Raw genomic sequence first — 10,225 nt, 5'->3', positions numbered from 1 at the left:
TTCCTATGATGGGGACATAGAGAGCAGGATGCTCCAGATAAAAAGAACAAGAGAAAGAACAAGGAATGTGAGATCAGACAGGAGTCAGATCTAAGCATCAAATACGAAAAAGCCCAACAGGATGTTGGGCTTTTTTATGCCTATAGTTTTCGATTAAGCTAAGTTTTCTCGAACAAACTTAGGATCAATAATGAAAAGCTTAATAAGCGATTGAGCTGCTTTACTTGGTCGTCTTGTTCCTTGTTCCCAACTTTCTAATGTTCGTTTTGATGTACCTAGAATATTGGCAAATTGTTCTTGTGTTAAATCAGCTTTTCTACGAGCTAGTGCGACATCTGTTTCAGTAATCACAGTGCGTTTTGCTGCATTATTCGCAAGCATATCGTCTATACCCTGCAAAATTTCCGCTTCAATATCTCTAGTTGCCTCAAAAGCTTCGATTTCTTTAGCCGTTAAACGAGTCATTTAGTTTCTCCACTAATAATTGAAGTGTCTTTTTACTCAGTTGGGTGGTCTCTTTTTTACTGTAGAGTGTCAGTAGCCAAATCTCACCGTTTTCTAAACGGTTAAAGTAAATGACTCGAACACCAGAGCTTTTACCTCGTCCACCACTTGTCCATCTAACCTTACGAATACCACCTGAATTAGGCTCAACATCACCTACATTAGGGTTTAAAGATAAGAACGTCTTAAATTCCTCATATTCTTTTTCATCCCAATACATAAAACAAATTTTACTAAAATAAGGTGTTTCACATATTGTTAGCATTTTCAAACCTTGAATACCACATAGTAGTATTTTAATACGACTAAGTCGTATCTGTAAAGAAACTAAATTGCACTGAGATTATCGAAAACCTATTTTTTTGTTAAATGGGAGTATTTTGAGCACATTCGGCTCACAATATGAGCCGAATGTAATGGTTAATCAGCTCATTTATCTATCTAGGACATTTCTACTTGGGAATAACACAAAAAAGCGCGGATCTAGTATCCACGCTTCATATAATTTATACGATAGAAAGTTTCGTGAATTGGATAAAAAATACCACTCTCTAATTCTTTATTTGCTTCTATGAGCCTGTTTTTAATAACAAAGAATTAGAGAGTTAAAATTTGCGCTACCCTTGTCTCTTTATATTTATTTATTGTTATTGTGAGACTGATTTAACCACTTGTTGATTAAAAAAACACCAAAAAATATTAAGAATCCGATCACTGACATATAGATTAATGTGACTAAAATCACGCATCAATTAAACCTAAAAATCATCAAAATGGGCTTGGACTGTCATAATTATTCAGGTAAAGCTTTTTTATGTCACGTATAAATCTAAGACTTGTTTTAATCGTTGCTAAGATGATGTTTCAAGGCTTCTAAACTATTGATTTTAGGTTGCGGATATAGACAGATATGACGTTACTTTGAGGTGTGCTCTAAAATTACATTAGGCCATTCAGTAAAGTTATAAACCCTAAATAGAAATGTCCGATTTTTCATCCGATCAGGAATAAATATATTCTTAATAAAAAACAATAAATTAAATAGTTGCTTAGTTTTTATAATGTATATATAGTGTATATACATTTTATTGTATTAGTGCCTTTGGGAATAAACATCTTATGACTGATCAACCCAGAAAAATAAAGGCCAACAAAAAAGATGGGCAACTCTTAATTCGAATTAACAGCACTGAACGTGATGAGTTCATTCAGTTATGTGAAACTATGGACACCAGTGCCGCTAGAGAATTAAGAAAATTTATCCGTAGTTTTATGAAAAAAAACCAGTCAGCGGATATTCATACCAAGGAGTGACATCATGTCGAAGCAAGTTAAAATCTTGAAACAGAAGATCAAAGCACGTCTTGAAACGATTTCAAAACACGAAAATAAGTTAAATAAGCTCAAAAAGCAGCTTAAAAAACAGAAGTAATAGCGAGGATTAGCCTCACTAGAAAGTAAAAAAGCTGAATTTCCTATTAGGAAATTCAGCTTTTTTACTTTCTGTCTAACTTTTAAGGGACAGATCAGGATGTGTGTTTTTATTGCCTATATTTCTAAATTAGACTTGGAGGTGCATCAAAAATACGAATTAAAGTAACTGCAGGACCAGTTGAAAAGCCCTAAAATTATACTAGCTCGGAAATAATCTCTACCAATACTGCATCTGCTTGTGAAGTACTTTTAACAGCAGAAATTTCATTTTTAATTTTAGTGAGAGATTTCCCGGTTTCTTTGAAAGAAAAAACGGTTTTATTTCCTGTGAGAATTAGAGGGGTAAGATTAGCGACTTCGCCTATTTTTAAGAATAGCTCTGCCACTCTGACTTGATGGGCATAAATAGATCGTAACTTTTGGGTAATTTCTAAAGCAGTACGTTTATTCATAAATATAACCATTAATTTTATTAGATTTTTTGAATATTTTAATTCTTGTAAATCCAATATTAGCAGAACTAGTATTAATGAGTAAAATTTGTGCACTAGTGCACTTAAAAAACTGCTTATTGCTAATAGAGCAAGGGTTTCAGCTTTAAAAAAGATAAAATCCATAAACTCAGAGATATCACAGAAATATTAAAGTTCGATTCTGTTCACTTCATAAAATGAGTGTTAAGCCATATGAAAAGAGATGAGTTTTTAGGGCAAGATCCTGAACGAAAAATTATTTTTGCTTTTCTCTTTAGTAGAAACCAAAAAGCAATCTCCCTTTTTATTAAATACTCAGATGAAAGGACCCTGCAAATTGCAAAGCAGACAATCGCTTTACATATCCTATTTTGGCATTCTGGGGTAAGCGTTACTGATTTAAAAGAAGTGTTTGAAAATGACCCTGGCTTAGTCAATTCAGGCATGGAATTTTGGACAGAAATTGTTAAATAATCCGTGTAAAAAATAAATTATTCTTCAAAATTCCACGCTTGGCTTTTATAAATTACTGATGCTTCTCTGAATCAAGTAGAGTTAAATTAAATAACAGACGATCTCGATCATCCATTAAATAACGATCCATTTGAGCAATCAATTTCGCTCTAGCCTGTTCATCTTCTTCGGTGATTTTTAGCATGCAGGAACCAATTAAAATCTTGCGTCTTGTATCATCCTTTCGAGCCTGTTCTTTCTCTTTGGCTTTTTCTCTTGCCAGTGCTGCTTGTCTTTGAGCTTTTAACTGTTTTAGCTTTTCTTCCTGGGCCTTAATCTTGCTGTCTAAATTTTCAGTAACGCTCATTAATCCAATACCATCATCCTGGGAAATCATCCCTAACATAAGCGCACTTGAATCTGCATTCAAGGTACTATATGTGTAGTAATGGTTTCCTCGAAGAGCGCACTTATGCAAACTTCGTTTGCAAGTACGATTGGGGTTCCCCCAATACCCCAACAACCGTTCCACGGTTGTAATTCCACTTCGTGAAATTTAAAAAGCAAAAGGCAGTCATGGCGATATACCACTTTTCAGTCAAAACCGTAGCACGATCAGCAGGGCGTTCCGCCACTGCTTCGATTGCCTATCGGGCAGGTGAAAAGATCTATTGCGAACGTGAAGGAAAAGAACATGACTACAGCCGAAAAACAGGTGTGGAATACAAAGAAATTTACTTACCCGAAGGCGCCCCAAAGCATTTAAAAAACCGGGAAAGACTCTGGAACGAAGTTGAACAACGGGAAACCCGAAAAAACTCCACGGTAGCCCGGGAATTTGAAATTGCTTTTCCAAGTGAATTGAACCAGGAACAACGCCTGGCCATGCTCGAAGAACTGTGTTCTAGCATTGTGGAAAGACATCAGGTTGCAGTCGATGCCTGTGTCCATGCACCGCATACTGGATCCGGGAGTGATGAACGCAACTATCACGCGCATATCCTGATGAGTACCCGAAAACTGACCCCGGAGGGATTCACCGAGAAAACCCGGGAACTGGATCAGAAATACAGTGGAGAAATCGAGCACTGGCGTGAACACTTTGCCGATATCTGCAATATGCACCTGGATATGGCCGGATTCACAGAACGCATTGATCACCGCAGCTACAAAGACCAGAAAATCGGACTGGAAGCGACCCTGCACGAAGGTCCGAAAGTCACCGAACTACGCAGACAAGGCATTGAAACCGAAATCAGCCGAACCAACGACGAGATCAAACAGAGAAACCAGATCCAGCTGCAATACAGTAAAAACATGGATATGCTGATTGCAGAAAATGAGATAAAACTCAGCACATTGAAAACTGAACAGCAGATTCAGATCAAACATAGCGCTAAAACGCCACCAATTGACGAAAAAGCCCTGTTTGAGGAAAAACAGAGGGAAACCCTTTTTCAACTGCTAAAAGGCGAAATAAGCGCAAAAGAGGCGAATCTAGGTCTGGATTTTATGCAGGATGTTTTTAAAAAGGCAGAAAATACCCTAAGCAAGCTGCAAAAGCATACAAATGAGTTCAATCAGCATCTCGCCCAGGAGATCGTGAAAAATGGACTCAAGCAGAGTCATGACAAATTGCAAAGCCTGGTGGATCAACACAACGAATTAGGCCAGAACAAACCATTGCTGTTTGGAAAAAAAGCGTGGGAAGCACAACGTGACGCGCTTTATCAGGAACACAAAAAACTGAAAGGCCGACATGAACACCAGAAAAAAAATGGTGTGAAGGAGTTATTGGAAAATGATAAATTCAAAGAACATGCCTGGAAACAGTACCAAAAGCAGCATCCGGCCAAAGCCGAGCAATTCCAGAGTCTATACGGGTCTTACCGGATCATTAAAAAATGTGTGGATGAAATCAAACTAGAACAACAAATGAAACTCAGACAAGAACAACAGCTCAAAGCACAGCAGCATGCACCGAAAATGAAATTTCGTGGTATGAGTCGATAAACAGAGCGAGTGTCTACGAGCGAACTGAGAAAATTTGCCCATCCCTTTCCCTGATTACAAGCTCCCTATCCATCAATCACCTTGATTGCAGAGCATCCCGCATGGGTGCGAACTTTCCAAGTTTGGTTCTCAAACCGAGCGCAGCGAGCAAAAAAACTTATGAGCGAAGCGAATTCCGAGTCGCTTTTGATCTTGCTTTTGCTTTTTTTCAAAGTCACGAAAATATTAACCAAAAATTGCCCCGACGAATCGAGCGAAAGCGAGATTCAATAGAGTTTGAGCGAAGCGAAAACCAAGGGCAATTTTTCTTTACTTGGGTTTTTAATTGTTTTTAAAGTTTTTAAATGCTTTTAGACAGGCTGAATCCCTTTAAAATAAAGGGATTTAGACTATATATCCCCACGTTTAGTTACCCATATCCCCACGTTTAGTTACCCATATCCCCACGTTTAGTTACCCATATCCCCACGTTTAGTTACCAATTAACCACTTATTTTTATTTGTGGTTATAACTACAATATTGTATCTTGTGGTTATAACATCAGTACTTACCAAAAATCATGTCAAAACAATTAGTAGTAAAGACCAATCGTTTAAATCAAGCATTCCAAACACTTTCATTATCTGAGTTTCATATTGTTCAGCTTGCTATAGTTGATGCTAGACAAACAGGTACAGGCCTAAGTACTGATACACCATTACGTATAGATGCTTTGAGATATGCTGAAACCTTTGGCACAACAAGACAAAATGCTTATCAGCGCATGAAAGAAGCAGAAGAAACCCTATTTAATCGCAGATTCAGCTTTTTCGATGAAGATGGAAAACTTGTAAAAAGCCGTTGGATTCAACAGGTAAAATATCTTGATGATGAAGGCGCAATTGAGCTTGTTTTTACTTTAGCGGTTGTACAAGGAATAAGTAAGATTGATGGAATTAAGGATTTTTTTACTCAATATTTGTTAAGTCAAACAGCAGGGCTTAATAGTACCTATTCAGCAAGATTATATGAGTTGCTTATCCAGTGGCGAACTATAGGTAAGACGCCAGTTTTTGAATTAGATACATTCAGAGAGCAACTAGGAATAGGTATTAATGAATACCAACGTATGGATCATTTCAAAACTCGAGTTCTCGAACTAGCTGTTAATGAAATTAATGAAAAAACAGATATCAAAGCAAATTATCAACAACATAAAAAAGGGCGTTCTATTTCAGGTTTTTCATTCACCTTTAAACAGAAAAAAACTCCAAATAAGGAAATTGATAACACTGAAGATCCAAAAACAATAAATCTATTTTCAAAAATGACAGATCTACAACGTCATTTGTTTGCTAATAAACTTTCAGAACTTCCTGAGATGAGTAAATATTCTCAAGGAACAGAAAGCTATCAACAATTCGCTATGCGTATTGCTGAAATGTTGCAAAACCAAGAAAAATTCAAAGAATTATCTCCATATCTACAAAAGGTTGGTTTTTAAGCAAATTAAAGTTAATGTTCAAGTAGGATGTTCGGGTGGACATCCTTGTACATGCACTGAGGGATTACATTGAACACAACAAAATTCAGCGTAATGGACGCTAGTAAGGCCTTTAAAAAATCTCGAACAACAATCTATGAGGCATTAAAAAATGGAGAATTATCAAGAGATCATGATGGTTTAATAGATTTATCAGAATTACTAAGAGTATATGGAAACCCTATAGGTGTTCAGTCAAGTACACGTACTGAACACGTTCAAAAGGATGTACAAGTACACGTTCAGTCTGAAGTTGAAAGTGTACTAAAAGACCAAATTTCTCTTCTTAAAAATCAGTTGGATTTAGCTAATCAAAGAGAAAAGTCTTTGATGCAACATATAGAAGATCTAACACATAGAATTGAGTTTAAAGGCACTTTAGAAAAGTCAGAACAAAAAGATATTGAGAAGATAAATCAATCTACTAATTTAAATATAGCAACAGATCATCGGTTAGAGTCTGAGATGAACTATGACGGATTGGCTACTCCTGAACAAACAGAAAATAAGCGGATTCCAGTACCAGAGCATGTTAAACCGGAGCCGCCAAAAAGAGGTTTTTTGAGCCGATTTTTCCTACCTAATGGCTGAGGGGATTGTTTACGCTGGCTAATGAAAGATTTCGGAAATCGGTTAATAAATCAACATATTGTATGAATGATCCACTAAAAAGCCCAGTTTGTTCAAACTGGGCTTTTTAGTGGATCTCAATTAATTGATATTATTGAAGTTATGTAGTGCATTTCGCATAAGGTGTATTATGTTAATTGTAGGAAATCTTAAGATTACTTTCGAATAATAGAAGAATACAATTCTCATGAATTTGGGGGATGTATGCAGAATAATAGTTTTAGACAAGATATTAATGGTCTCAGAGCAATCGCAGTCATTGCTGTGGTGCTATTTCACTTTAATGCTTCTTGGATGCCTGGCGGCTTTGCTGGGGTTGATGTTTTCTTTGTTATTTCAGGATTTTTAATGACTGGAATAATATTTAGAGGAATCGAACAAGAAAATTTTTCTATTCTAAAATTTTATGTAGCACGTGCTAACCGCATCATTCCTGCTTTAGCCGTACTTTGTTTGGTATTACTTGTTTTTGGTTGGTTCTACCTTACTCCTTTAGAGTACAAAGCATTAGGTAAACATGCAGCCAGGAGTGTGGCTTTTTTATCAAATATTATCTATTGGAAAGAATCTGGTTATTTTGATGCAGCCTCTCATGAAAAGTGGCTATTACATACTTGGTCACTATCCGTAGAATGGCAATTCTATATTATTTATCCATTAGTGCTTGTTGCTATGCGCAAGTTCATGTCTACCAAGACTATGAAATCCTTATTGTTAATAGGAACAGTATTAGGATTTATTTTCTGTGTTATTGCTACATATAAATGGCCTAACCCATCTTATTACCTATTACCTACACGTGCGTGGGAAATGATGCTTGGAGGTATAGCATATCTCTATCCGTTCGCCTTACAAGAGAACAGAAAAAAATTCTTTGAATGTACAGGATTGGGCCTAATTATTGGCTCTTATTTATTAATATCCTCTGAAAATCCTTGGCCTGGTTACCTTGCAATATTTCCTGTTATTGGAACATTTTTAGTTATTCAAGCTCATAGAAATAACAGCATTATTACTAATAATTTAGTTTTTCAGCGATTAGGGACTTGGTCGTATTCCATTTATCTTTGGCACTGGCCTATTGTCGTAGCAATCTATATTTTTTCATTAAGTGAATTTTATACATATATAGGTGTTCTACTTTCTGTTTTCCTTGGTTTTTTAAGTCATCAATATATTGAGAGAATAAAATTCAGCAATGATTTTTCTAATTTTTTAATGTTGTATAAATCTAAACCATTACATTTAACCTTAGTAACAGCTACTTTAAGTTATTTAATTTTCTCGTATTATGATTTAAAAATTAAAGAAATTCCAAATCTTAAATACTACCAAATGGCTAATCGCTCAAATGGTTACTGTTTTGGATCACCTGGTTCAGGTATCGCCAGTGAAGATTATTTAAATTGTAAAATTGGTTCAAAAGATAAAAAATCTACAGTATTACTTTTTGGCGATTCATTTGCTGGACATTTTGAACCTATGCTAGATTTAATTGGAAAAAATGAAAATATATCAATTGATTCAATAACTACCAACTCTTGTTATCCAGCTTTCTCTGATAGATTTCATCATGAAAAAAGTCATATGGGTTATACTCAATGTATGATGAATAGAAATTTTGTAGAAAATAATTTTGAGAAATATAAAGTAATATTTTTATCAGCAAGATGGGATGAGTTTTTTTATGATAATAGAGATTCTTACAATGAATTCATTAGTATGATTGAAAATATTACTTCGAAAAACATAACAGTTGTTTATTTACCGAATCCTAATATATACGAAAGAAACATTGGAAATGATTATCTCTCTTACTTACTAGGAGGTCAGGAATTAAATTCTAAATCTTTTACTCTTCGTAAACGAAGTCTTGATTACACGAATAAGATAGAAGACAAATTATCTGAATATGGTAATAAAAATAAAAAATTTATTGTTATTAAGAAAGAAAAAATTTTTCAAGGTGACATGTTTGATTCAAATGGTAAATCCAAACCATATTCCTCGGATGGTGGGCATATATCAGTTTTTGCAGCTAGATATTTAGCTAAAAATTTCATTGAAACTAGTGATTTTACAACTATCAAGAACCATTTTTAAAATTTTACCTTAGCCCCTTAATAAGGGGCTATTTAACATAAAATCTCTTATGCGAAGTCAAAAAAGTCTGGATCTACGACCTAGGCTTCGCATAATTACCATTATGTTAATTTTAGAAAAAATTAACTTTTAGATTTGATGTACTCAATTGCATCAGATTTTACGTTAGTGACATAAGAAAGCCCTTCAATAAAAGGACGTGTTGTATCCTCATTATTAATTAATTTTCCCGCCTCAAGCCTATTAACTATTTCTTCAACAGACTTTGGAATAACAAACGGACGCCAGAACGCTGCATATTGTCCATTACTAAAATCTAATAAGTAGTGAGATCTAGAACCGCCTGAAATGATCAATTTACTAAAAGCTTTATAAGTTTTTATGGAGACATAAGGTTTTAATTGTTGAAGTATAGACATGCTTCTTGATCGTAAGTAAAAGAAGGATATTAGTTCTTTTTACACCAATATTAGAATCTTTTTAGCCCCCATTTAACATAATGGCGCTTATACGAAGTACACTTGTATATTAATATAGATATCAGTAACTTAGTTAAATCAGAAAAATCTTAAAATGAGCAAAAAGCCGATTTTGAAACAAGTCGGCTTTTTTATGAGCTGTTTTGATATATTCCGTCAATAAAATTGATTAATCTTTAATCAAATTAAAAATTTTCTCAATGTTCCCGGACTTGCCAGGGTAAAAAATATCCCCAATTTCTGCGGATAAATCTGGGACAGTTTTTAGGCAGTGTTGTACGCATTTGCTTACATCAATTCCGGTCCTTTGCGGCTATACGATCTGGCTACAATTTCCTATGATGGGGACATAGAGAGCAGGATGCTCCAGATAAAAAGAACAAGAGAAAGAACAAGGAATGTGAGATCAGACAGGAGTCAGATCTAAGCATCAAATACGAAAAAGCCCAACAGGATGTTGGGCTTTTTTATGCCTATAGTTTTCGATTAAGCTAAGTTTTCTCGAACAAACTTAGGATCAATAATGAAAAGCTTAATAAGCGATTGAGCTGCTTTACTTGGTCGTCTTGTTCCTTGTTCCCAACTTTCTAATGTTCGTTTTGATGTACCTAGA

The 10,225-nt window shown here is 35.1% G+C and carries 12 protein-coding genes; 6 read left to right on the top strand and 6 right to left on the bottom strand.

Features of this window, described 5'->3' with window-relative positions; genetic code table 11:
• Positions 1-153: 153 nt before the first annotated feature.
• Both E0H81_RS15720 and E0H81_RS15715 read right to left on the bottom strand, forming a co-directional pair.
• Positions 154-465: a helix-turn-helix domain-containing protein gene (locus tag E0H81_RS15720; protein WP_004650130.1), complete on the bottom strand. Its 312-nt coding sequence runs from the start codon at positions 463-465 to the stop codon at positions 154-156.
• Entirely contained in the window at positions 446-769 is a 324-nt protein-coding gene (locus E0H81_RS15715) for a transcriptional regulator (RefSeq protein WP_131269258.1), read from the bottom strand. Before E0H81_RS15715 ends, E0H81_RS15720 begins: the two co-directional genes overlap by 20 nt.
• A gap of 854 nt (positions 770-1,623) precedes the next feature.
• Between E0H81_RS15715 and E0H81_RS15710 the strand changes: the two genes are divergently transcribed.
• Positions 1,624-1,818 (top strand): hypothetical protein, encoded by a 195-nt coding sequence (locus E0H81_RS15710; protein ID WP_131269202.1) that lies wholly within the window; start codon positions 1,624-1,626, stop codon positions 1,816-1,818.
• A gap of 314 nt (positions 1,819-2,132) precedes the next feature.
• On the opposite strand, the gene E0H81_RS15705 is transcribed toward E0H81_RS15710, so the two are convergent.
• On the bottom strand, positions 2,133-2,390 hold the full coding sequence (locus tag E0H81_RS15705; RefSeq protein WP_131269203.1) for a hypothetical protein: 258 nt from the start codon (positions 2,388-2,390) through the stop codon (positions 2,133-2,135).
• 234 nt (positions 2,391-2,624) lie between these two features.
• Here E0H81_RS15705 and E0H81_RS15700 point away from each other — a divergent pair, with 234 nt between their 5' ends.
• Entirely contained in the window at positions 2,625-2,885 is a 261-nt protein-coding gene (locus tag E0H81_RS15700; RefSeq protein ID WP_131320250.1) for a hypothetical protein, read from the top strand.
• Positions 2,886-2,937: 52 nt separating this feature from the next.
• On the opposite strand, the gene E0H81_RS15695 is transcribed toward E0H81_RS15700, so the two are convergent.
• Positions 2,938-3,231, bottom strand: coding sequence for a mobilization protein (locus E0H81_RS15695; protein WP_131269259.1), 294 nt, complete (start codon positions 3,229-3,231; stop codon positions 2,938-2,940).
• Positions 3,232-3,440: 209 nt separating this feature from the next.
• On the opposite strand from E0H81_RS15695, the gene mobQ reads away from it, so the two are divergent.
• The 4 genes from mobQ to E0H81_RS15670 all read left to right on the top strand — a co-directional run bounded on the left by mobQ (position 3,441) and on the right by E0H81_RS15670 (position 9,133).
• Entirely contained in the window at positions 3,441-4,877 is a 1,437-nt protein-coding gene (mobQ, locus tag E0H81_RS15690) for a MobQ family relaxase (RefSeq protein WP_131269205.1), read from the top strand.
• A 560-nt stretch (positions 4,878-5,437) separates the two neighbouring features.
• Entirely contained in the window at positions 5,438-6,361 is a 924-nt protein-coding gene (gene repM, locus E0H81_RS15680; protein WP_131269207.1) for a replication initiation protein RepM, read from the top strand.
• Positions 6,362-6,430: 69 nt separating this feature from the next.
• Positions 6,431-6,991 (top strand): plasmid replication DNA-binding protein, encoded by a 561-nt coding sequence (locus E0H81_RS15675; RefSeq protein WP_228259902.1) that lies wholly within the window; start codon positions 6,431-6,433, stop codon positions 6,989-6,991.
• A gap of 243 nt (positions 6,992-7,234) precedes the next feature.
• A complete protein-coding gene (locus E0H81_RS15670; RefSeq protein ID WP_131269200.1) occupies positions 7,235-9,133 on the top strand; it encodes an acyltransferase family protein in 1,899 nt (632 codons plus the stop codon).
• A 122-nt stretch (positions 9,134-9,255) separates the two neighbouring features.
• On the opposite strand, the gene E0H81_RS15665 is transcribed toward E0H81_RS15670, so the two are convergent.
• The gene (locus tag E0H81_RS15665; protein WP_131269201.1) at positions 9,256-9,552 is read right to left on the bottom strand and encodes a hypothetical protein; all 297 of its coding nucleotides are present in this window, start codon (positions 9,550-9,552) and stop codon (positions 9,256-9,258) included.
• 546 nt (positions 9,553-10,098) lie between these two features.
• Positions 10,099-10,225: helix-turn-helix domain-containing protein (locus E0H81_RS16295; RefSeq protein WP_425320991.1), on the bottom strand; the 127-nt coding region annotated here is incomplete at its 5' end.

Source organism: Acinetobacter terrestris (assembly GCF_004331155.1).
In the GTDB taxonomy this organism is placed as follows: Bacteria; Pseudomonadota; Gammaproteobacteria; order Pseudomonadales; family Moraxellaceae; genus Acinetobacter; species Acinetobacter terrestris.
The sequence above is the reverse complement of the archived record's forward strand: the minus strand, read 5'-3'. Positions and strand labels throughout refer to the sequence as shown.

Excerpts from the sequence above, each read along its gene's own strand:
- E0H81_RS15710 (WP_131269202.1), top strand. The coding sequence starts at position 1,624 with ATGACTGATCAACCCAGAAAAATAAAGGCCAACAAAAAAGATGGGCAA.
- E0H81_RS15715 (WP_131269258.1), bottom strand. The coding sequence starts at position 769 with ATGCTAACAATATGTGAAACACCTTATTTTAGTAAAATTTGTTTTATG.
- E0H81_RS15720 (WP_004650130.1), bottom strand. The coding sequence starts at position 465 with ATGACTCGTTTAACGGCTAAAGAAATCGAAGCTTTTGAGGCAACTAGA.
- E0H81_RS15700 (WP_131320250.1), top strand. The coding sequence starts at position 2,625 with ATGAAAAGAGATGAGTTTTTAGGGCAAGATCCTGAACGAAAAATTATT.
- E0H81_RS15695 (WP_131269259.1), bottom strand. The coding sequence starts at position 3,231 with ATGAGCGTTACTGAAAATTTAGACAGCAAGATTAAGGCCCAGGAAGAA.
- mobQ (WP_131269205.1), top strand. The coding sequence starts at position 3,441 with ATGGCGATATACCACTTTTCAGTCAAAACCGTAGCACGATCAGCAGGG.
- E0H81_RS15705 (WP_131269203.1), bottom strand. The coding sequence starts at position 2,390 with ATGAATAAACGTACTGCTTTAGAAATTACCCAAAAGTTACGATCTATT.
- E0H81_RS15665 (WP_131269201.1), bottom strand. The coding sequence starts at position 9,552 with ATGTCTATACTTCAACAATTAAAACCTTATGTCTCCATAAAAACTTAT.
- repM (WP_131269207.1), top strand. The coding sequence starts at position 5,438 with ATGTCAAAACAATTAGTAGTAAAGACCAATCGTTTAAATCAAGCATTC.
- E0H81_RS15670 (WP_131269200.1), top strand. The coding sequence starts at position 7,235 with ATGCAGAATAATAGTTTTAGACAAGATATTAATGGTCTCAGAGCAATC.